Here is a 22,539-nt window from a genome sequence, read left to right on the forward strand (position 1 = left end):
AGAAAAATAAATTGCTTGCATTACACTGATTATTTATGCAAAATTAATGAATAAATATATTATTCATCCCTTACGAATTTGCTTGAATATTGGGCTATTGTCTTTTAGAATTAGCCCGTTTAGCCTGTGAGCTGACCACCAATGCAATTTAGCCTAAACGCCAAACAAAAGTGCGGTGTTTTTTTGCTAAATTTCGGTTAATGAGCATTCGTAAGTGTTCACCTACAATTAAGGAGTTTTTTATGTCTAGTCCAGCAATTTTAGTCTTGGCTGACGGCAGCGTTTTCCACGGCACCTCTATTGGCGCAAGTGGCACAACCATTGGCGAAGTGGTGTTTAACACGTCAATGACCGGTTATCAAGAAATCTTGACCGATCCTTCCTATTTCCAACAAATCGTTACCCTAACCTATCCCCATATTGGCAACACTGGCACCAATAATGAAGATCAAGAAAGCAACGCCGTTTATGCCAGTGGATTAATTATTCGCGATTTACCTTTGTTACACAGCAATTTCCGCGCCAATCAAAGCCTTGCCGATTACCTAAAAGCCAATAACGTGGTGACCATTGCAGACATTGATACACGCCGTTTAACCCGTTTATTGCGTGATAAAGGCGCAATGGCAGGCTGCATTATGGCGGGTGAAGTTGATGAACAAAAAGCCCTTGCTCTGGCACGAAGTTTTGGCTCAATGGCAGGAAAAGATTTAACCCAACAAGTTACCTGCCAAGCGCCTTATGAATGGTCGCAAGGGGAATGGCAATTAGGCAAAGGCTATAATCCACAACCAAAACAGAAATATCATATTGTCGCTTACGATTTCGGTGTCAAACACAATATCCTCAGAATGTTGGCAGAACGTGGCTGTAAAATCACCGTTGTGCCAGCCAAAACTTCTGCCGAACAAGTGCTGGCTTACCAACCTGACGGGATTTTCTTATCCAATGGCCCGGGCGATCCTGAACCCTGTGATTATGCCATCAGCGCTATCCAAACTTTACTCGCAAGCAAAAAACCGATTTTCGGCATTTGCTTAGGCCACCAATTATTAGGTCTTGCGGTGGGCGGCAAAACCAAAAAAATGCCATTCGGCCACCACGGCGCCAACCACCCCGTGCAGGATTTGGATTCGCAAAAAGTGTATATCACCAGCCAAAACCACGGTTTTGAAGTGGACGAACACAGCTTGCCAAAAAATGTGAAAATAACTCACCGCTCTTTATTTGATAATTCCGTGCAAGGCATTGAACTCACCGACCAAGTGGCGTTTTCTTTCCAAGGCCACCCAGAAGCCAGCCCCGGCCCAAATGATGTAGCGTATTTGTTTGATAAGTTTGTGGCGGCGTTAGAACAAGCTAAACAAAAATAAAACCAATGATGAGCCACAAAGCTGGATTAATAATCCATACACAACGTTAAAAATATTATAAGAGAAACCAAAATGCCAAAACGTACAGACATAAAGACAATATTAATTATCGGTGCAGGTCCGATTGTGATTGGGCAGGCGTGTGAATTTGATTATTCGGGTGCGCAGGCGTGCAAAGCGTTGCGTGAAGAAGGTTATAAGGTGGTGTTAGTCAACTCTAACCCAGCCACCATTATGACCGATCCTGATATGGCAGACGTTACCTACATTGAGCCAATTACTTGGCAAACGGTGGAAAAAATCATTGAGAAAGAGCGTCCTGATGCCATTTTGCCAACAATGGGCGGACAAACCGCGCTGAATTGTGCCTTAGATCTTTCCAAAAATGGCGTGCTGAAAAAATACGGTGTGGAACTGATCGGCGCAAGCGAAGATGCCATTGATAAAGCGGAAGATCGCGGACGCTTTAAAGAAGCAATGGCGAAAATCGGCTTAAATACACCAAAATCCTTTGTTTGCCATACTTTCGATGAAGCTTGGGCAGCGCAAGCCGAAGTGGGCTTTCCAACGCTTATTCGTCCTTCTTTCACAATGGGCGGTTCTGGCGGTGGGATCGCCTATAACCGTGATGAATTTGTCGCCATTTGCGAACGCGGATTTGATGCCTCGCCAACCCACGAATTACTCATCGAACAATCGGTGCTAGGCTGGAAAGAATACGAAATGGAAGTGGTGCGTGATAAAGCGGATAACTGCATTATCGTTTGCTCCATTGAGAATTTTGACCCAATGGGCGTGCATACAGGCGATTCCATCACCGTTGCGCCAGCGCAAACGCTCACCGATAAAGAATATCAAATTATGCGCAACGCCAGCCTTGCGGTGTTGCGTGAAATTGGCGTGGATACGGGCGGTTCAAATGTGCAATTTGCCATTAATCCAACCAATGGTGAAATGATAGTGATTGAAATGAACCCGCGCGTGAGCCGTTCTTCTGCCCTTGCTTCTAAAGCAACAGGCTTCCCGATTGCCAAGGTAGCAGCCAAATTAGCCGTGGGCTATACGCTCAATGAATTGCGTAACGACATCACGGGGGGATTAATCCCTGCCTCTTTTGAACCATCTATTGATTATGTGGTTACCAAAGTGCCACGCTTTGCCTTTGAAAAATTCCCGCAAGCGGACGATCGCTTAACCACGCAAATGAAATCCGTAGGGGAAGTGATGGCAATGGGACGCACTTTCCAAGAAAGCTTGCAAAAAGCCTTGCGTGGTTTGGAAACGGGCATTTGTGGGTTCAATTTGCTGTCTGAAGCACCAGAAAAAATCCGCACGGAGCTTGGTAACCCCGGCCCTAACCGCATTCTTTATGTGGCAGATGCCTTTGGCGCAGGGTTCAGCCTAGAAGAAGTGCATCATTATTCCAAAATCGATCCTTGGTTCTTGGTGCAAATTCAAGATCTTGTGCAAGAAGAGCTGGCGCTTGAGCAAAAAACGCTGGAACAATTGGATTACGCCGAACTGCTCCGTTTAAAACGCAAAGGGTTCTCCGATAAACGTATTGCTCAGTTGGTAAAAAGCACGGAAAGTGCGGTGCGAAATTTACGCAAATCTTTCAATCTTCACCCTGTTTATAAGCGCGTGGATACTTGTGCAGGCGAGTTTAAATCCGACACCGCATATCTTTATTCCACCTATGAAGAAGAATGTGAAGCCAATCCTTCCGAGCGTAAAAAAATTATGATCTTAGGTGGTGGGCCGAACCGTATCGGGCAAGGCATTGAGTTTGATTATTGCTGTGTACACGCCGCCCTTGCCTTGCGTGAAAGTGGCTTTGAAACCATTATGGTGAACTGTAACCCTGAAACGGTTTCCACTGATTTTGACACCTCAGATCGCCTTTATTTTGAACCGCTCACCCTTGAAGATGTGTTAGAAATCATTCACGTTGAACAGCCTTATGGCGTGATCGTGCATTATGGCGGTCAAACCCCATTAAAACTTGCCAATGCCTTGGCGGAAAATGGCGTGAATATTATCGGCACGTCCGCAGACAGCATTGACGCTGCCGAAGATCGCGAACGCTTCCAACAAATTCTGCAACAGCTTGGCTTAAAACAGCCGAATAACCGCACGGCACGCAATACTATTGAAGCAGTGCAATTAGCGGAAGAAGTGGGCTATCCGCTGGTGGTGCGTCCTTCCTATGTGTTGGGTGGACGAGCAATGCAAATCGTGTATAACGTGGACGAACTCAACAAATATATGCGTGAAGCGGTGCAAGTTTCCGAAGACAGCCCAATTTTGCTTGATCACTTCTTAAACAACGCCATTGAAGTGGACGTAGATTGCATTTGCGATGGCGAACAAGTGGTGATCGGTGGCATTATGCAGCATATTGAACAAGCAGGCATTCACAGCGGCGATAGTGCTTGCTCCCTGCCTCCTTATTCCTTAAACACCGAAATTCAAGATGAAATTCGCCGTCAAACAGCGGCAATGGCAAAAGCCTTGAAGGTGGTGGGATTAATGAACGTGCAATTTGCCGTGCAAGATGGCGTGATTTATGTGTTAGAAGTGAACCCGCGCGCCAGCCGTACCGTGCCGTTTGTGAGCAAAGCCACAGGGCGACCATTAGCCAAAATCGCCGCGCGTGTAATGGCTGGAATGAGTCTCAGCGAACAGCAAATTCAAGGCGAAATTCAACCGCACTTTTATGCAGTGAAAGAAGCGGTTTTCCCATTCATCAAATTCCCAGGGGTAGATACCATCTTAGGCCCTGAAATGCGCTCTACTGGCGAAGTAATGGGCGTGGGCGAAACCTTTGCCGAAGCCTTCATCAAAGCCCAACTCGGCGCAGGCGAACGCATTGCGAAAACAGGTAAAGTGTTCCTTTCCGTGGATAACAAAGACAAAGCCCGTTTATTGCCAATCGCCCAGCGCTTGCAAGAACAAGGCTACGGCTTATGCGCAACCATTGGCACAGCGAACTTCCTGCATGAAAACGGCATCTTCGCACAAATCGTCAATAAAGTGCGTGAAGGCCGCCCACATATTGTGGACGCCATCAAAAATGGTGAAATCGCTATGGTGATAAACACTGTAGGTAGCCTGCCTGAAAGCGTGGAAGACAGCCATTCCATTCGCCGCAGCGCATTGCAACAAAAAGTGTTTATCCAAACCACCCTCGCCGCCGCCGAAGCCTTAGTGGAAAGCGTGAAGAATTTAGATGATTATGCCGTTTACCCTTTACAACAATTGAAAAACATAAAGGCAGAACGCTAAAACCGCACTAATAAAAAATGGCTCAGCAATGTTGCTGAGCCATTTTTTATCAAACATCCATTAATGATTTTTATGGCTAGTGCTATACAAGATTTTATCCGTATAAGCCATTGCGATGGCAGACACGAGGAAGCCAAGATGGAGCAGAAGTTGCCATTTCATTGTAGATTCCGGCATATTGGCGGCATTGACGAAAGTTTGTAGCATATGAATGGAAGAGATGCTGATAATCGACATAGAAAGTTTCACTTTCAACACGGAAGCATTAACGTGGCTGAGCCATTCGGGTTCGTCTGGGTGGCCCTCGGTGTGGAGTTTGGAAACGAAAATTTCGTAACCGCCAACGATCACCATTACCAATAAATTGGCAATCATCACCACATCAATCAAATTCAACACAGAAAGCATAATGGCGTTGGAATCCAGCTCTTGTAGGTTGCTGATAAGTTCCCAAAGGGATTTCATAAATTTGTAGGCGTAGATCCCCTGCACGACGATTAAGCCCAGATAAATCGGCAGTTGTAACCAACGGCTGGCGAAAATAATTTGGCTAAAGATCGCTGGGGTTTTGTATTTTACTTTATTATTTAACGGCTGTTGTTGCATATTTTCCCTATTCAAATAATGTTATCGCGGGCGGTGAAATTACCCGCTTTTCCTTTAAATAGCAATGATTTTATTCATCGCGTTGTGAATGAAGTTGTGTTTCAGAAATGGCACTGAGTTTTGCCAGATCTAAATCGTTATGCAGTAATTCCACCTGTGGCATTACTTTATTGGCTTTGGCAGAAAAGTCTTTAAATCGTTCAATTTTTCCTGCCAAGCCTTGTTGCCCTGCAAAGGCGGTAACCGTGTGGTTGTAATGTCCGCTCACGGTGGCGAGGCTGTTACCCAGTTTGGCTAGACGCTCTGCCACGAGGCACATTTGATTATAAATCTCCCCCGCTTTTCCGCTGATTTCACGAGCTTCAGCGTTGCCTCGTTCAATTCGCCATAAATTCGCCACCGTGCGTAAAATCGGCATTAAGGTGGTGTGGGAAACCAAAATCACGTTTTTTTCATAGGCATAATTGAACAGATTGCCATCTTGTTTCATTGCTTCAATATAGGCAGGCTCAACGGCGATAAACATCAAGACAAAATTCGGGCTATGCACACCAATTAAATTGCTGTAATCCTTGCGCGAAAGCTCATCAATATGATTTTTAATCGCCTTGTGATGCTCACGCAAAAATTGTTGTTGGGCTTGTTCATTGTCGGCACTCACCGCATTTTCATAGGCAACTAACGACATTTTGCTGTCGATAATCAAATGTTTATTATCGGGCAAATACACCACAAAATCAGGGTAATTAGCTTTGCCCTCCGCATTGCGGAAATGCTCTTGTGCCTTGTAATGATCGTTTTCCACCAAGCCTGCTAATTGCAATGCACGCTCAAGCTGAATTTCGCCCCAGTTGCCGAGGGTTTTCTTTTCCCCTTTTAAGGCAGAGGTAAGATTATTCGCTTCTTGCGACATATTCAGCCCGATTTCGAGGACTTTTTTGATTTCCGCTTCTAAATTGGCATTCCCTTTTAAGGATTCCGAATGAATATCGTTCACCCGCTTTTGGAAGCCCTCAATTTGCTCACGGAACGGCTTCAATAACGCATCTAGGCTGGCTTGATTGGTTTGCTCGAAACGCTGGCTTTTTTCCTCTAAAATGCGATTGGCTAAATTTTGAAATTCCACGCTAAGTTGTTGTTTGGTTTTAATAAAATCTTCCTGTTGCTGAGCAAAATGCTTTTCTTTCTCGCTCAAGCTGGTTTTTAGCTCCGTGAGTTGCTGTAAAAGTGCGGTGGATTTTTCGCTTAAATTTGCACATTCTTGCTGTTTTTGGCTGAGTTCTTCGCGGTTGTGGTTGAGCTGGGTTTGCAAGCTATGCACTTGGGCGGTGGCAATACCAAAACGCTCTTTCATTGTGGAAACTTGCGAGGCAGCATCATTATGGCGCGCCTGCTCTTCGTCCAATTCTTGTTGCAAATAGGTGATTTTTTCATCACGCTCCCCAAGCCGTACTTGCAACCCCTCTGCGTTGGTTTCCGCTTTCACTTTATCTTGTTCAAGCTGATTTTTAAGCTGTGAGAGGGCTTCATATTTTTCGAGTAGCTGATTGAAATCATTAATGTTTTTATTCAAATCCTGTGCTAATTCTTGTTTATCACGCTGATGTTTGGTGCTAACAAAAAACAGCACGAGGCAGACTATCAACAAAAAAATCGCCACATAAAGCCATTGAGATTGGGTTAATTCGATCATTCTTTTTCCTAAAATGCGAGTAATGAAATAATGCTGAAAATGCACACCGCACTTTTGGTTAAATAAAAGTGCGGTGGATTTTTCAGATGAAATTTCTAGCAAACTATAATAAAGTATAGCCTTATTTTAGCATTTTTTAACGCGGTAATTATGTCAAATCCACAACTTTATCTTGCTTCGCAAAGCCCACGCCGTTTGCAACTTTTACAGCAGTTGGGGCTATGCGTTGCCACCTTTAATGCTGATATTGATGAAACGCCGAAAATCGATGAGCTACCTGCGGATTATGTCGCCCGAATGGCTTGTGAGAAAAACCACGCCGCTCGTCAGGCATTGCAAAATCAGCCGAATTTTCTACCGCACTTGCCGATTCTTTCGGCGGATACCATTGTGGTGTGCGATCAACAAATTCTCGGCAAACCACAAACCACCTTGCACGCTCAGCAAATGTTAGAGAAATTATCCGCTCGCACGCACCAAGTGCTCACCGCCGTTTGCGTCAGCCGTGAGGAACGCCAAGCGGTGATGGTTCAATCAAGCGATGTAACCTTTAAACCATTGACATTACAAGAAATTCAAGCCTATATCGCCACGGGCGAGCCAATGGATAAAGCGGGGGCTTATGGCATTCAGGGGCTGGGCGGGATTTTCATTTCGCACATTGAAGGCAGTTTTACGGGCATTATGGGGCTGCCAATTTTTGAAACTGCGACCTTGTTGCGTCAAATGGGCGTAACCATTTTGTCATAATAGGAATGGGAAAATGAACAAAAGCCTCTTTCAAGCCAGCAAACACACCGAACATTGCCCGCAATGTGGGGCGGCGTTGCAAATTAAAAAAGGGAAAAAAGGCTTATTTTTAGGCTGCACGGCTTATCCGCAATGCGATTTCATCAAACCCTTGCATCCGCACAGCGAAACCAAAGTGCTGAAAACCCTTGAGCAAGCTTGCCCTCAATGCGGGCATTTTTTGCAATTAAAACAAGGGCAATTTGGTATGTTCATCGGGTGCAGCGATTATCCGCACTGTGATTATATCGTTCACGAACAACTTGAACCTGAGCAAGCGCATTTGCCTTGCCCTGCTTGTGGCAAAGGTCATCTTGTGCCACGGCGTGGACGCCAAGGCAAGGTGTTTTACGGCTGCGATCAATTTCCCAAATGCAAATTCACCCTTGCCAGCCAGCCCTATGCCGTACCTTGTCCACAATGTGCTTACCCCATTAGCACGCTAAAAAAAGAAGAAAAAACCGACCGCACTTTGCATCGCACTTGGTTGTGTGCCAACAAAGCGTGCCGTCATCAATTTGAAACAGACAATGAATAACCAACAGAATGTGGCTCAACTGGTTGAGCAATTAAAACAAAATGAAGTTATCGCCTATCCCACCGAAGCGGTGTTTGGTTTGGGCTGTAATCCGCAAAGTGAAAGTGCGGTGCGAAAATTGCTCGATTTAAAACAACGCCCGATGCACAAAGGCTTGATTTTAATCGCTCCGAGCTTGGATTTTCTATTGCCTTTTATTGATGAACGCCAGCTTTCCGAACAGCACTGGCAGCGCTTAAACGCCCATTATGATCGCCCGACCACTTGGGTTGTGCCAGCAAAAGCCGATACGCCGAAATTTCTCACGGGGCAATTTTCCACTATTGCCGTGCGCATCAGCGATCACCCTGCGGTAAAACTGCTTTGCGAACAGGCGGGCTTTGCGCTCACCTCCACCAGCGCCAATTTAACCGGCTTGCCACCTTGCCGCACGGCAGCGGAAGTGAAAGCGCAATTTGGCGATCACTTTCCTGTGTTAGAAATGGCTATCGGCACGGCGCAAAACCCTTCGGAAATACGCGATCTGTTTACCCAACAACTTTTTCGTCAAGGTTAATAAGGATTTTTATGAATAAGGCTATCAATAACAAAGGCAAAGATCTCTACGCCGTGTGGGGCAATCCTATTGAGCAAAGTAAATCACCACAAATTCATCGCATTTTTGCTGAGCAAACGCAGCAAGATTTAGACTATGTAGCGATGCTTGGTGATGAGCAACAATTTGAACAGCAACTGCTTGCCTTTTTTGCTGAAGGGGCGAAAGGTTGCAACATCACTGCGCCATTTAAAGAGCGCGCCTTTAGTCTTGCCGAGCAACACAGCGAACGTTGCTTGCTGGCAGGTGCTTGTAATACGTTAAAAAAACTCGCCGATGGCACGCTTTATGCGGATAACACGGACGGCGCGGGGCTGGTGAGCGATTTACAGCGTTTAGGCTGGCTCAAACCGCAACAATCTGTGCTGATTTTAGGCGCTGGTGGCGCAACCAAAGGCGTGTTGTTTCCCTTATTGCAGGCGGAGCAAACTATTCTTGTGGCCAACCGCACCTTAGCCAAAGCCACAGAATTGGCGGAAAAATTCAGCCCCTACGGCAATATTCAAGGCTGCACCCTTGCCGACATTCCTGTGCAAAAATTTGATCTCATCATCAATGCCACTTCGCTCGGCTTACAAGGCAAAACCGTGGCGATTGATCCCGACATTTTGCAACAAGCTGGCGCAGTGTACGATATGCAATACAGCAAAGGCGCAGACACACCATTTATCGCCCTCGCCAAAGAGCAAGGTGCACAACATTACAGCGATGGCTTCGGAATGCTCGTGGGGCAAGCGGCTCACGCCTTTTATTTATGGCGTGGAGTAATGCCTGATGTAGCACCTTTGCTTGATGAACTTTAATCCGATTTAATCCGATAAAAAACCTAGCTTGATGGCTAGTTTTTTTATTGGGCTGAATGATTATTTTACACCTGGTGCTTTCCATAGTGATGTGGTTAATCCATCATCTACAAGCTGTAATTGTTTCTGATAAACTTCAGCCCATTGTTGTTTGTGCTGCTGATAAAGCTCATAATTTTTAGGGTTTGGTATGTGTTTTCGTTCAAATCTGACAAGTTTTTTTCCTGCTTCGGCCAAAGAAGAATAAACCCCAACGCCAACACCTGCTGAAATCGCACAACCTAATGCAGTTGCCTCTTTTACTACAGGAATATTTACAATCAGTCCTGTAACATCAGCAAGGATTTGACTCCATAATTTTCCTTTAGCTCCGCCACCAGCAAAAACAATTTCTTTCAGTTTAACTTTAGAAAATTTTTCTACCTGATCTAAATTATAAGAAGATACTACCGCTGCGTTTTCTTCTAATGCTCTAAATAAAACAGGTTTATTGCATTTTTCTGGATCAATCGAAAGATTAATAAATGATGGTGCTGCGTGATACCAAGATTTAAAATGCATCGCATCAGAAAAAATAGGTATAACATCATTTGCTCCAGCAGGTACCTTTTCTGCCATTTGTTCGAGTAAGCTATAAGCATCAACGCCAAGTTTTTCAGCTAAATGTTTTTCTTCTTCACAAAAAACATCTCTAAACCAACGCATCGTTAATCCAGTGAAGAAACTAATAGATTCAGCTTGAACTAAAGGAGAAATGACATAAGGATTTATACGAATATTCATTTCAGGATCTGTCTGCGGGGCTGGCAAATTTACCACTTGTTGCCAAAAAGTCCCCCCAATAATAGCCGCCTGTGAAGGCTCTGTAATACCTAACCCTAAACACCCCAACTGAACATCTCCGCCACCGACAATGACTGGCGTTCCCTCTTTCAATCCTGTTATTTCCGCTGCTTGCTTTGTAACCTGCCCTAAGACTTCACCCGTTTCCTTAACTGGAGGCAAAATAGTAGAGTTTAATCCCGCCATATCTAATAGCATTGGAGACCATTGGCGAGTATGCAAATCCAACATCCCCGTAGTTCCCGCATTAGAAGGTTCTACCGCAAGCTGCCCACTTAGCATAAATCCGAGCCAATCGCTAATCATGGTTATCGCTTTGGTTTTTCGATAAATATCACTACGGTGATGGGCGAGCCATAATAATCTTGGTACGGCACTTAATGCCAAAGTTTGGCCTGAAATATGATAAAGTGTTTCTTCAAATGTATGATTATAAAGCTCTTTTAATTCATTCACCTCTTGGGTTGCTCTAGCATCAACATTGCCACAAGCCCAAATTGGTTGCTGTTTTTCATCGTATAAGACAATACCTTCACGCATTGAACAGGTCGAAATTGCTAAAATCTGATCGGGACTTATTTTCGTTTTATCCAATACTGTCGAAATACTTTTACAAGCTAAATCCCAATTATGTTCTAAATCAAACTCCATTGATCCTGGGATATTTGGATCGCTTAAATGGCTCCATTCGTATTGTGCTGCACCAATTTGATTTCCATCTAAGTCAAAAATAACCGCTCTAATACTCCCAGTTCCTGCATCTAATGCCATTAAATAGGCTGATTTCTTTTCCATGTTCCCTCCTGAATAATCTTGAAAAAACGCTAAAAAAATCAACCGCACTTATAACATCTAGACGAGGTGTGCAAGGATCATACGAGCCGTTTTTTCTTCTGTTACCAATGAATTGATATGCTTCCCATATAATGCACTTAGGATAGCTTCGACCTTATTTTCTCCACCTGCAATACCAATTACATTAGGAATTTTTTGCAAGTTATCTAAAGAAACACTGATTAACTCTTCATGCAATGGCATATCAGGCTGTAATGTGCCATCTTTTTGCATAAAATAACCAAGAATATCTCCTACAGCACCTTTTGCTCTAATTGTTTGCTGCTTTTCTTCTGTTATATAACCTGAACGCAATAATGTTGCTTGTCCTCGCTGCCGCGTTGCTCCAATACCAACGATTGCGACATCAGCACTACAAGCTGCAAGCATAATATCCCTAACGCAAGCTTCTTTTTTAAATAATTTAGCTGCTTCTATTGATGAAGCCCTTAACGGCGCTGGGATAATACTCACGGAACAAGAGCCATCCAATTGGCCAATACCTTTCATATAGGGACCAACCCCTCCAGATAAGGTAATCAGTTTAATTTGATTCTGAGTAATAAAATCATTGCTATATTTAATAGTCTGCATAATGGTTTCCCCAAACCCAATAGATAAAAGTTGATTAGGCTTGAGTAAGGACATTAATAATTGCGCAGCTCCAATTCCTAAGCGCTCATTCAGATCATGTTGTTCTAGCTCTGGTAAAATTCGAATATATTTCAAATCAAAACGTTGCTGTAAGGCCTGTTCTAATTCTAAGCATCCCGTAAACCGAGAGTTAATCTGAACTTTAATAATTCCATGCTGACGCCCTCTTTCTAACAGTCGAGAAACTTTTAGCCTAGGCAATCCTAGTCTTTCTCCAATTTCACCTTGTGTTAAATTATCGTGGTAATAAAACCAAGCAATACGAGCTAAAAGCTCTTCTTCTGTCATTGAATGAGATAATGCGTTCATTTCTTGTCTTTTTTCATTCATTTTCTACTCACAAATATTATTCATATGAATCATAAAAATATCAATTGTTCATTTTCAATTTTTTCAAATACTGTGACAAAGATCACTTTTTAGATAAAAACTTCCATTTATAGGGTAAATAATCTGAATATGAGATCTTGATCACAGATTTATTTTATATTTGGAACTAACATTATGATAAATTGAATTTTAGATTTTACATTTGTTCAATCATTAAAGGTAACATCTTATGCATAATGAATCTTCAATGAAAAAATGTTTATTAGATGTACATAATATCAGCAAATCCTTTTCAGGCGTAGAAGTTCTTAAAGATATAGATTTTTCTGTATATGCTGGTGAAATTCACTCACTATTAGGTGGGAATGGCGCTGGAAAATCAACATTAATGAAAATTATCGCTGGTATCCAATCTGCTGATAGAGGCACAATAAAAATTGGTGGTGAAATTCAGACTAGACTTTCCCCACAGAAAGCACATCGTCTTGGAATCTATCTTGTTCCACAAGAACCTCTGCTCTTTCCAAATTTAACCGTAAAAGAAAATATCCTTTTTAGTTTACCCCGTCATAAAGAAAATGAAGAAAAACTAAATGAATTGCTGAAAGAGCTAAACTCTCATTTGTCTCTTGATATGCAAGCAGGATCTTTAGAAGTTGCAGATCAACAACTTGTGGAAATTATGCGCGGACTAATGCGTAACGCAAGTTTGCTTATTCTTGATGAGCCCACAGCTTCTTTAACACCTGCTGAAACTGAAAATCTATTTAATAAAATTAATTCATTATTAGATAAAGGTGTAGGTATCATTTTTATTTCCCATAAATTAAATGAAGTATGTCAGATCTCTCATCGCATTAGTATTATGCGAGATGGATATATCGCTTTAACAGGGAAAACCAATGACCTAACCCAAGAACAAATTATCAACGCAATTAAGCCTAGCTTGAAAAATGCTCAGCTTAATGAAACACAAAAACTTTGGTTAGAATTGCCTGGTCATCTACGCACTAAAGATACTAACTCTCCTATCCTTGAAGTAAATCATTTAACTGGTGAAGGTTTTAAAAATATCACCTTTGATCTTTATCCTGGTGAAATACTTGGATTAGCTGGTGTTGTCGGAGCTGGTAGAACAGAACTTGCAGAAACCTTATATGGTTTAAGGAAAGCAAAGTGCGGTGAAATTTTATTTAAAAATGAAAATATTACTTCTCTCTCATTAAAACAGCGTTTACAAAAAGGTATTGTTTATCTTCCCGAAGACCGGCAATCTTCAGGATTATATTTAGATGCGGCACTTACTTGGAATGTTTGTGCGCTCACTTATTACAATCAAGGATTCTGGCTAGATGAAAATAGAGAAAATGCTACTTTAGAACGTTATAAAAGAGCGATGGGTATAAAATATGCAATGCCACAACAACCTATTCGCACCCTATCTGGTGGAAATCAGCAAAAAGTCTTAATTGCTAAATGTTTAGAAGCCAATCCACGTTTACTGATCGTTGATGAACCTACTCGCGGTGTTGATGTCGGTGCAAGAGCTGATATCTATCAACTTATCAAATCAGTCGCTAAACAAAATGTTGCCGTGCTTTTCATTTCTTCTGACTTAGAAGAAATCGAGAAAATGTCTGATCGTGTTCTTGTTATGCATGATGGAGAAATTAACTGTAGTTTGCAAGGTGATCAAATAAATAGCGATAAGATTATGCAATTTGCATTTGGCGGATAAATTTCAAAGGAGACACCAAATTATGTGGAAATTCATTCAAAACAATAGAGAAATAACCATTCTAATTGCTATTTTATTTCTTTTTCTATTACTTGGATTTGAAGGTAATGGATTTCATTTGCAAACAATAACAATGATTTTTAATTCATCTCTCATTGTTATCCTATTAGCACTAGGTACAACGTTCGTTATTTTAACGCGTAACATTGATGTTTCCATCGGTTCAATAATGGGGCTATGTGCTGTAATTATGGGTAGTCTTCTTAACGCTGAATTTAATCTGGTTACTGCATTTTTTATGACTTTATTATGTGGAATCGCAGCGGGAATATTTAATGGAATACTTGTTACTTTATTAAAGATACCTGCTATTGTTGCCACACTAGGTACATTAGGTTTGTACAAAGGAATAATGCTATTAATCACTGGTGGTAAATGGATCGAAGGATTACCACAAGATTTAAAATTACTTGCATCCCCTAACTTGTTATCTATCTCTCCCATTGGATGGATGACACTAATACTTATTTTAATTTCTTACTTCATTCTTACTCGTACTCAAAATGGACGCAATTTCTATGCCGTAGGCGATAATCTACAAGGTGCATTACAACTTGGTGTAAAAACAAATCAGATTCGAATCCTTGCATTTACAATTAATGGATTAATGGCGGCCATCGCTGGAATAGTATTCACTTCACAAATTGGTTTTGTTCCGAACTCAACTGGCAGTGGTTTAGAAATGAAAGCTATTGCTGCCTGTGTATTAGGTGGAATTAGTTTGCTTGGTGGAGCAGGAAATATTCTCGGTGCCGTATTAGGCGCTTACTTCCTGATACAAATTGATACGATCTTGGTTTTACTTAAAGTTCCTGCTTATTGGAATAATTTTATTGCAGGACTCGTTTTACTATGTGTATTAATTTTTGATGGAAGAATAAGAGTAATGATTAGTGAAAACTTAAAACTACAACGTTACTCCAGATTCCTTAACACTAAATAAATTAAGGAGAAATTATGTTACAGATAAAGAAATATAGCTGGGAAATAACATTATTCTTTCTTGTTATTTTAGAAATAATTGGATTTGGTTTATTTAACCCTAGAATGCTAGATATCAATATTTTGTTATATAGCACAAGTGATTTTATTTATATTGGAATGTTGGCATTACCACTGACACTGATTATTGTTAGTGGTGGTATGGATATTTCTTTTGGTTCTACTGTCGGTCTTTGTGCTATATCTTTAGGTGTCTTATTTCAATTAGGTTATCCTCTAAGCATTGCTATTTTTCTTACTTTTATCATTGGAATTTTATGTGGGTTATTTAATGCAAGTCTTATTTTGTACACCAAAGTTAATCCTCTCGTCATTACACTAGGAACAATGTATCTTTACGGTGGTGGAGCTTTATTACTATCTGGATTTGTTGGCGCTACTGGTTATGAAGGTATCGGTGGTTTTCCAGATAGTTTATTAAACTTCGCTAATCAAAGTATTTTCAACATTCCAACTTCAATTATTTACTTCATTATTATAGCTATAATATTCTGGTTATTAATGCATAAAACAGTTATTGGCAGAAGTATATTTTTAATTGGCCAAAATGAACGCGCTTCTATTTATAATGCCGTACCTATCAAACAAACCTTATTTATTATTTACGGTTTATTAGGTGCCGTTGCAGCATTTGTTGGAATATTACTAGTATCCTATTTTGGATCAGCTCGTTCTGACTTAGGTAGTTCATTATTAATGCCTGTCCTTACAGCTGTTGTATTAGGCGGTGCAAATATCTATGGTGGAGCGGGTTCTGTTCTTGGCACAGCCATCGCGGCACTATTAATTGGTTATCTGCAGCAGGGCTTACAAATGGTTGGTGTCTCTAATGAAATCTCTAGTGCTTTATCAGGAGCATTATTAATTATCGTACTAATTGGAAAATCATTCAGCATATATCGAAGTTTTATTATGAATTGGCTTAAGAAGAATGTTTTTTATTTAAAACAAAAATAAATAAAGGAGGACTTTTATAATTAATCTTTAACTTTTACTTATGCAGTATCTCATTAATGTTCAACTATAAAATAGGAGACTCACTATGAAAATGCAATTAAAAACAACCGCACTTGCTATTATGTTAGGTTTAACCGCAACTTTTGTACAAGCTGCCGATAGAATCGCATTCATTCCTAAACTCGTTGGAGTTGGCTTTTTTACAAGTGGTGGCCAAGGTGCGACTGAAATGGGTAAAAAACTAGGTGTAAATGTTACCTACGATGGTCCAACAGAACCAAGCGTTTCAAATCAAGTACAATTAATTAATAACTTTGTAAATCAAGGCTATAACGCAATTGTCGTTTCCGCGGTTTCTCCTGAAGGACTTTGTTCTACATTACAACGTGCAATGAAAAGAGGTGTAAAAATTCTTACGTGGGACTCTGATGTAAAACCTGAATGTCGAAGCTACTATATCAACCAAGGCACACCTGAGCAACTTGGTTCAATGCTAGTTGAAATGGCCGCTAATCAAGTCACTAAACCTAAAGCTAAAGTTGCCTTTTTCTATTCTAGCCCAACAGTAACAGATCAAAACCAGTGGGTAAACGCGGCTAAAGCCAAAATCAGTAAAGAACATCCAGAATGGGAAATTGTAACGACTCAGTTTGGTTACAATGATGCAATTAAATCTTTGCAAACAGCAGAAGGTATTATTAAGGCCTATCCAGACTTAGATATTATTATTGCGCCTGATGCAAACGCCTTACCTGCTGCCGCCCAAGCTGCGGAAAACTTAAAAAATGACAAAATTACGATTGTTGGTTTTAGTACACCAAATGTAATGCGACCTTATGTAAAACGCGGCACAGTAAAACAATTTGGTCTATGGGATGTAGTAAAACAGGGTGAAATTTCTATTGCTGTAACAAATGAACTTTTAAAAGGTCGAACACTAAACGTAGGAGATAAAGTTAAAGTTCCTGATATTGGTGAAGTTGAAGTATCACCAAATAGTGTTCAAGGTTATCAATATGAAGCGAAAGGAAATGGAATTGTACTCCTTCCTGAACGTGTTGTTTTTACCAAAGATAATATTGACAACTATAATTTTTAAAATCAGGTAGGAGAATAAAATGGCAGATTTAGATGATATCAAAGATGGAAAAGACTTCGGATTAGATAAGCCCCAAACACATAAGGCATTTTATTTAAAAGGATGTGCGGCTTTAGACTGGGGAATGCAATCTAGACTGGCTAACATATTTAATCCTAAAACAGGTAAAACAATTATGTTAGCTTTTGATCACGGTTATTTTCAAGGCCCAACAACAGGATTAGAGCGCATAGATCTCAATATTGCACCATTATTTGAATATACTGATGTTTTAATGTGTACAAGAGGGATCTTACGTAGCGTTGTTCCTCCAGATACTAATAAGCCTATTGCATTACGTGCATCAGGAGCAAATTCAATTCTAACTGAATTATCGAATGAAGCCGTTGCAGTTGATATTGAAGATGCATTAAGACTAAACGTATCAGCTATGGCTGCGCAAGTTTACATTGGCTCAGAATACGAACATCAATCAATTAAAAATATTATCAAATTGGTTGATCAAGGTTATCGCTATGGAATGCCAATTATGGCTGTAACTGGTGTTGGTAAAGATATGGCTAGAGATCAACGCTATTTTTCACTTTCTACGCGTATTGCTGCAGAAATGGGCGCAAATATAATCAAAACCTATTATGTTGATAAAGGCTTTGAGCGTATTACGGCTGGATGCCCTGTTCCCATTGTTATTGCTGGCGGAAAAAAACTCCCTGAACGCGATGCATTAGAAATGTGCTATCAAGCTATAGATCAAGGCGCTTTAGGGGTAGATATGGGAAGAAATATTTTCCAATCAGATTCACCTATTGCTATGTTAAAAGCTGTGAATGCTGTTGTTCATGGCGGTGAAAATTCGGAAAAAGCTTATCAACTCTATCTTCACGAAAAAAATAGTTAACCACAAATTCATTAAGGAGCAATTATGCTTACAATGTTAGTTGAAATTAATGTGAAAGAAGGAAAAGAAGAAGAATTCTTAACCCTTTTTAAACATCATCAGGCTTGCACAAGTGCTGAAAAAGGGAATATCCGCTTCGATGTTTTACGCGATCCAGAAATCAAAACACGTTTTTATGCTTATGAAGTTTACGCGAGTGAAGAAGCTCTAAATGAGCATAGAAAAACGCCACACTATCAGCATTGTGTGAAAGAACTAGAAAATCTTATGACTTGCCCTAGAAGCAAAAAACTATTTGACTGGGTTAGCCCTGAAATTTCATAAATATATTTAATAGTAAAAAAAATACACTATGCTTTAATCTGTACCCTAAAAGTTGGACGTAAAAGCTAGCAATTAAGGTGCAGATTTTTTTATGAACAAATCATCATTCATTTACATTTTTATCGGCTCACTTTTGAAGTAAAAATCAAAAGTGCGGCCATTTTTTACAAAATTTTTTGCATTTTTTTAAGCTAGTTTTTTATGTGGGGGGAAGATAGGCTTTTTAGCACGATTACTTATGAGAAACTCATTTTTAGAATATTAATCTAAAAATAAAAATCTTTACAAAATTTAAAACTGTAAAAATTGCTAAAACATAGAAAAAATAGGACTATTTATAGTATTTTTATCTATTGACTAAAACTTATATTCCGTTATATTTCCTAACCTTAACATTTCTTTAACGTTTAAATAGGTGAAAATATGACACAGTCAGCAAAACGCGAAACCTTTTCGGGCAGTCGTGCATTTATTTTTGCCGCCATCGGATCTGCTGTGGGTTTGGGAAACATTTGGCGTTTTCCTTATACCACTTATGAAAATGGTGGTGGTGCATTCATTATTCCTTATCTTATTGCGCTTTTAACGGCGGGGATTCCTTTATTATTTTTAGACTATGCGATCGGACATCGTCATCGTGGTGGTGCGCCGCTGTCTTATCGCCGTTTTAACCGCCATTTTGAAACCTTCGGCTGGTGGCAGGTGATGGTCAATGTGATCATCGGGATTTACTATGCGGTGGTGCTTGGCTGGGCTGCGAGCTATACCTATTTTTCTTTCAATGCCGCTTGGGGCGATAAGCCTATCGACTTTTTCTTACACGATTTCTTAAAAATGGGCGATATTGCTCAAGGGGTCAGCTTTGAATTTGTGGGAATGGTAGTTGGGCCGTTAATCGCCGTGTGGCTAGTGGCACTTGGTGTGCTTGCCCTTGGCGTACAAAAAGGGATTGCCAAAGCCTCCACGATTTTAATGCCGGTGCTATTGGTGATGTTTGTAGTGTTAGTGGTATCGTCCTTATTCTTACCAGGGGCAGCAAAAGGCTTAGATGCGTTATTTACGCCAAACTGGTCGAAACTGTCTGACCCGAGTGTGTGGATTGCCGCATATGGGCAGATTTTCTTCTCCCTCTCCATTTGTTTCGGCATTATGATCACCTATGCGTCTTACCTGAAAAAAGACTCCGATTTAACGGGCAATGGCTTAGTCGTCGGCTTTGCGAACAGTAGTTTTGAATTGCTCGCAGGCATTGGTGTATTCGCCGCACTTGGCTTTATGGCAAGCGCCTCAGGGCAAGAAGTGAGTGAAGTCGCCAAAGGCGGAATTGGCTTGGCATTCTTCGCATTCCCAACCATCATCAATAAAGCCCCATTCGGCGAAGTGCTAGGCGTATTATTCTTCGCTTCCCTCACTTTCGCGGCATTAACCTCCTTTATTTCGGTGATCGAAGTGATTATTTCTGCGGTACAAGACAAATTACGTATTCGTCGCACAAAAGTTACAGTTATCGTAGGCTTGCCTATGATGTTAGTTTCTGTGATTTTATTCGGTACAACCACAGGCTTGCCGATGCTTGATGTGTTGGATAAATTCGTGAACTATTTCGGTATTGTGGCAGTGGCATTTGTGTCTTTAGTCGCGATTGTAACGAACGAAAAACTCAGCACCTTGGAAAGCCATTTAAACGCAACCTCGTCTTTCAAATTAGGCTTTTTGTGGCGTTTATGTATCGTGCTAACCACAGGGATTCTCGCCTTTATGTTGTTAAGCGAAGGAGCAAAAGTGTTCACCGAAGGCTACGAGGGCTATCCATCTTGGTTCGTGAATATTTTTGGTTGGGGTATGGCTGTTGGGCTGGTTGTGGTTTCTTTCTTACTCTCACGCCTCAAATGGAAACACGAAGAATTATTTAGCCTAAATGATCAAACAAAAGAGGATTAATCAAATGAGTACCAGTGCAATTATTATGATGACCGTCGCGTTGGTTATTATTTGGGGCGGATTAATTTACGCAATCAAAGCCCTACCAAAAGAAAAAAACTAGTCGGAAAAAAGACCGCACTTTTAAATAGAAACAGCCACGAATGTGTGGCTGTTTTTCATCCAATTTACAAAATTATTTACAACGTCCTGCAGCTTTTTCTAATGCGTTACAAGATGAAGATTTACTTCCATCTGTACCAGAACAGACTGCATCAGAAGAAACGACAACCACGGTTGTAATATAGCATTGATATTTTTTCTTCCCAACGGTGGCAATAAAACGAATATCATCGATACCTGCTTTACGCTCTGAAATTACTACCTTATTTGCGTTTGTACTTAAAGCGAATGCGGCTTTCTCTTTGAGTATTTCATCAGAAATGGTTTGATTTCCCACAACACCGCACCCTGTGAGAAATAACGTGATTAACGTTGCTAATTTTTTCATTTTATTGTGCAACTCCCGCTGCGCCTAACCCAATGGCAGATAATAAAACAGGGGACGTCATTAATCCGATGAGTACTAATACCCAAGCTAGAATATTTACGCCAATACCCGCTAGATTGCGATTTTTAACCGCAATAATCGTGCCAATTAATACGGTAATAAAAGCCAATGGAACAAAAATAAAGCCTAAAAATAAGATACCCAGTACAGCTAGCACACAAGCAATTAATCCTGCGACTAATCCCGTTCCCACTTTAGTTTGCACGTTTTGAGTTGTCATAATTTTCTCCTTAATTTTCATTATTGACAGTTAAGATTTGCACCTAAAACAGGTTCATTCTAACCTGAACCTAAAATAGGTGCAATGAAAAAATTACGCACATCTATTCACGCAGAAGAACAACAATTTCTTCGCCAATTATTTATTACTCAACGGCAAGCATTAGGGCTATCACAACGGGCTTTAGCAGAACGTTTAGGGGTGATTTATTCTTTAATTGGAAAAATCGAAACGGGCGATCGCCGTCTCGATGTGATGGAATTTATTGAATATTGCCAGGCCTTAGAACTTGACCCTAGTAAAGTATTACAACAACTACACGCGACTTTTTTTCGTACTAAATAATTTCCTCGCGAAAAAAGTGCGGTGTTTTTACTTATTCGTCTAGTTCCTGCTGAGCCAGCTTTTCTTGTTTGGAATGATAAAAATACAGATAAATCAACCCAATTGGGGCAATCGCCCAGCTAAAGAAAAAGCATAGAAACATCGTCATAGTTTTTGTAACAAGCAACAAAATGGGGTTCACAAAGAAAACATTCTCTCCCAAGAGATAATCCACCACGCTTTCATACACAAAACGTGAATAAGGATACAAAAAAAGAAGAACGCAATTCATTATTGTGATTGAGATAAATTTGCTGTCAATCACCCCCTTTCCCGCATTAAAGAGCATTGCCTCCAATAGAATAAAAAGAATTAAGCCGAAGAAAAAATGGCGGAAATAGTATGCTTTATTTAAGCCACCAAAGGTTTTGCTGATCAAAGACATTTTCTCTCCTTTATTGATTAATAATGAATTTTATCTTATCACAGACAAAATAAAGCGCGGTAAGATTTTGTAAAATTTTGATTTTTATAAATTTAACAGTAAAATTTGTGCTAATTTTTAGTGAGGAAGATTATGTTAGATATTGTTTTGTATGAACCTGAGATCCCACAGAATACAGGGAATATTATTCGCCTTTGTGCCAATACAGGATTTCGTTTGCATTTAATTGAGCCACTTGGTTTTACTTGGGATGATAAACGCCTACGCCGTTCAGGATTGGATTATCACGAATTTGCTGAAATCAAAAAGCACAAAACCTTTGCTGATTTTCTTGCCAGCGAGCAACCAAAACGCTTATTTGCAATGACCACCAAAGGGCGTTTAGCTCACAGCCAAGTGGCCTATCAACAAGGGGATTATTTGATGTTTGGCCCTGAAACACGCGGTATTCCAATGGCCATTTTAGATGAAATGCCAATGGAACAAAAAATCCGTATTCCAATGACTGAAAATAGCCGTAGTATGAATTTATCGAATTCTGTTGCGGTGGCGGTTTATGAAGCGTGGCGACAATTAGGCTATGCTGGTGCGGTGAATTTTGATCCGACTGCATAAATTAAGCATTTCTTTCTCTTTTT

23 protein-coding genes are annotated in these 22,539 nt (G+C 40.6%); 16 read left to right on the top strand and 7 right to left on the bottom strand.

Going from position 1 to position 22,539, the window contains the following annotated elements:
- Positions 1-242 precede the first annotated feature (242 nt).
- Complete coding sequence (gene carA / locus L5B76_RS05290; protein ID WP_265754550.1) at positions 243-1,373, top strand: glutamine-hydrolyzing carbamoyl-phosphate synthase small subunit; 1,131 nt, start codon at positions 243-245, stop codon at positions 1,371-1,373.
- 72 nt (positions 1,374-1,445) lie between these two features.
- Positions 1,446-4,658: a carbamoyl-phosphate synthase large subunit gene (gene carB / locus L5B76_RS05295; protein ID WP_265754551.1), complete on the top strand. Its 3,213-nt coding sequence runs from the start codon at positions 1,446-1,448 to the stop codon at positions 4,656-4,658.
- Between the two features lie 60 nt (positions 4,659-4,718).
- Here the strand turns inward: carB and L5B76_RS05300 are convergent, their stop codons facing one another.
- Complete coding sequence (locus L5B76_RS05300; RefSeq protein ID WP_130229970.1) at positions 4,719-5,264, bottom strand: TIGR00645 family protein; 546 nt, start codon at positions 5,262-5,264, stop codon at positions 4,719-4,721.
- A gap of 70 nt (positions 5,265-5,334) precedes the next feature.
- Positions 5,335-6,957, bottom strand: coding sequence for a DNA recombination protein RmuC (gene rmuC, locus L5B76_RS05305; RefSeq protein ID WP_265754552.1), 1,623 nt, complete (start codon positions 6,955-6,957; stop codon positions 5,335-5,337).
- Positions 6,958-7,107: 150 nt separating this feature from the next.
- Between rmuC and L5B76_RS05310 the strand changes: the two genes are divergently transcribed.
- Genes L5B76_RS05310 through aroE form a run of 4 tightly spaced genes read left to right on the top strand, consistent with a single transcriptional unit; the run spans position 7,108 to position 9,682 of the window.
- On the top strand, positions 7,108-7,707 hold the full coding sequence (locus L5B76_RS05310; RefSeq protein WP_265754553.1) for a Maf family protein: 600 nt from the start codon (positions 7,108-7,110) through the stop codon (positions 7,705-7,707).
- A 13-nt stretch (positions 7,708-7,720) separates the two neighbouring features.
- Entirely contained in the window at positions 7,721-8,284 is a 564-nt protein-coding gene (locus tag L5B76_RS05315; protein WP_265754554.1) for a DNA topoisomerase family protein, read from the top strand.
- A complete protein-coding gene (locus tag L5B76_RS05320) occupies positions 8,277-8,840 on the top strand; it encodes a Sua5/YciO/YrdC/YwlC family protein (protein WP_265754555.1) in 564 nt (187 codons plus the stop codon). Before L5B76_RS05315 ends, L5B76_RS05320 begins: the two co-directional genes overlap by 8 nt.
- A gap of 11 nt (positions 8,841-8,851) precedes the next feature.
- Entirely contained in the window at positions 8,852-9,682 is an 831-nt protein-coding gene (gene aroE / locus L5B76_RS05325) for a shikimate dehydrogenase (RefSeq protein ID WP_265754556.1), read from the top strand.
- Positions 9,683-9,742: 60 nt separating this feature from the next.
- Here the strand turns inward: aroE and lsrK are convergent, their stop codons facing one another.
- Together lsrK and lsrR are read right to left on the bottom strand one after the other, a co-directional pair.
- Complete coding sequence (gene lsrK / locus L5B76_RS05330; protein ID WP_442780790.1) at positions 9,743-11,296, bottom strand: autoinducer-2 kinase; 1,554 nt, start codon at positions 11,294-11,296, stop codon at positions 9,743-9,745.
- Between the two features lie 81 nt (positions 11,297-11,377).
- Entirely contained in the window at positions 11,378-12,322 is a 945-nt protein-coding gene (gene lsrR / locus L5B76_RS05335) for a transcriptional regulator LsrR (RefSeq protein ID WP_234702156.1), read from the bottom strand.
- 250 nt (positions 12,323-12,572) lie between these two features.
- On the opposite strand from lsrR, the gene lsrA reads away from it, so the two are divergent.
- The 8 genes from lsrA to L5B76_RS05375 all read left to right on the top strand — a co-directional run bounded on the left by lsrA (position 12,573) and on the right by L5B76_RS05375 (position 20,465).
- Positions 12,573-14,081, top strand: coding sequence for an autoinducer 2 ABC transporter ATP-binding protein LsrA (gene lsrA, locus L5B76_RS05340; RefSeq protein ID WP_265754558.1), 1,509 nt, complete (start codon positions 12,573-12,575; stop codon positions 14,079-14,081).
- A gap of 22 nt (positions 14,082-14,103) precedes the next feature.
- Positions 14,104-15,084 (top strand): autoinducer 2 ABC transporter permease LsrC, encoded by a 981-nt coding sequence (lsrC, locus tag L5B76_RS05345; RefSeq protein ID WP_065230569.1) that lies wholly within the window; start codon positions 14,104-14,106, stop codon positions 15,082-15,084.
- 14 nt (positions 15,085-15,098) lie between these two features.
- Positions 15,099-16,100: an autoinducer 2 ABC transporter permease LsrD gene (gene lsrD / locus L5B76_RS05350; RefSeq protein WP_265754559.1), complete on the top strand. Its 1,002-nt coding sequence runs from the start codon at positions 15,099-15,101 to the stop codon at positions 16,098-16,100.
- A gap of 85 nt (positions 16,101-16,185) precedes the next feature.
- Positions 16,186-17,199: an autoinducer 2 ABC transporter substrate-binding protein LsrB gene (lsrB, locus tag L5B76_RS05355; RefSeq protein WP_065230571.1), complete on the top strand. Its 1,014-nt coding sequence runs from the start codon at positions 16,186-16,188 to the stop codon at positions 17,197-17,199.
- Positions 17,200-17,218: 19 nt separating this feature from the next.
- On the top strand, positions 17,219-18,097 hold the full coding sequence (gene lsrF, locus L5B76_RS05360) for a 3-hydroxy-5-phosphonooxypentane-2,4-dione thiolase (RefSeq protein WP_265754560.1): 879 nt from the start codon (positions 17,219-17,221) through the stop codon (positions 18,095-18,097).
- 24 nt (positions 18,098-18,121) lie between these two features.
- On the top strand, positions 18,122-18,421 hold the full coding sequence (gene lsrG / locus L5B76_RS05365; RefSeq protein WP_039090075.1) for a (4S)-4-hydroxy-5-phosphonooxypentane-2,3-dione isomerase: 300 nt from the start codon (positions 18,122-18,124) through the stop codon (positions 18,419-18,421).
- 423 nt (positions 18,422-18,844) lie between these two features.
- Positions 18,845-20,362 (top strand): sodium-dependent transporter, encoded by a 1,518-nt coding sequence (locus tag L5B76_RS05370; protein ID WP_265754561.1) that lies wholly within the window; start codon positions 18,845-18,847, stop codon positions 20,360-20,362.
- 4 nt (positions 20,363-20,366) lie between these two features.
- Positions 20,367-20,465, top strand: coding sequence for a methionine/alanine import family NSS transporter small subunit (locus L5B76_RS05375; RefSeq protein ID WP_017806746.1), 99 nt, complete (start codon positions 20,367-20,369; stop codon positions 20,463-20,465).
- A 72-nt stretch (positions 20,466-20,537) separates the two neighbouring features.
- Here the strand turns inward: L5B76_RS05375 and L5B76_RS05380 are convergent, their stop codons facing one another.
- Both L5B76_RS05380 and L5B76_RS05385 read right to left on the bottom strand, forming a co-directional pair.
- Complete coding sequence (locus L5B76_RS05380; RefSeq protein ID WP_265754562.1) at positions 20,538-20,852, bottom strand: hypothetical protein; 315 nt, start codon at positions 20,850-20,852, stop codon at positions 20,538-20,540.
- A 1-nt stretch (position 20,853) separates the two neighbouring features.
- Entirely contained in the window at positions 20,854-21,132 is a 279-nt protein-coding gene (locus L5B76_RS05385) for a hypothetical protein (protein ID WP_265754563.1), read from the bottom strand.
- 84 nt (positions 21,133-21,216) lie between these two features.
- On the opposite strand from L5B76_RS05385, the gene L5B76_RS05390 reads away from it, so the two are divergent.
- Complete coding sequence (locus L5B76_RS05390; RefSeq protein WP_115248854.1) at positions 21,217-21,477, top strand: helix-turn-helix domain-containing protein; 261 nt, start codon at positions 21,217-21,219, stop codon at positions 21,475-21,477.
- Between the two features lie 31 nt (positions 21,478-21,508).
- Here the strand turns inward: L5B76_RS05390 and L5B76_RS05395 are convergent, their stop codons facing one another.
- Positions 21,509-21,901 (bottom strand): hypothetical protein, encoded by a 393-nt coding sequence (locus L5B76_RS05395; RefSeq protein ID WP_265754564.1) that lies wholly within the window; start codon positions 21,899-21,901, stop codon positions 21,509-21,511.
- A gap of 132 nt (positions 21,902-22,033) precedes the next feature.
- Here L5B76_RS05395 and trmL point away from each other — a divergent pair, with 132 nt between their 5' ends.
- On the top strand, positions 22,034-22,516 hold the full coding sequence (trmL, locus tag L5B76_RS05400) for a tRNA (uridine(34)/cytosine(34)/5-carboxymethylaminomethyluridine(34)-2'-O)-methyltransferase TrmL (protein WP_265754565.1): 483 nt from the start codon (positions 22,034-22,036) through the stop codon (positions 22,514-22,516).
- Positions 22,517-22,539: the final 23 nt, after the last annotated feature.

Source organism: Avibacterium sp. 21-594 (genome assembly GCF_026226815.1).
Lineage (GTDB): Bacteria > Pseudomonadota > Gammaproteobacteria > Enterobacterales > Pasteurellaceae > Avibacterium > Avibacterium avium.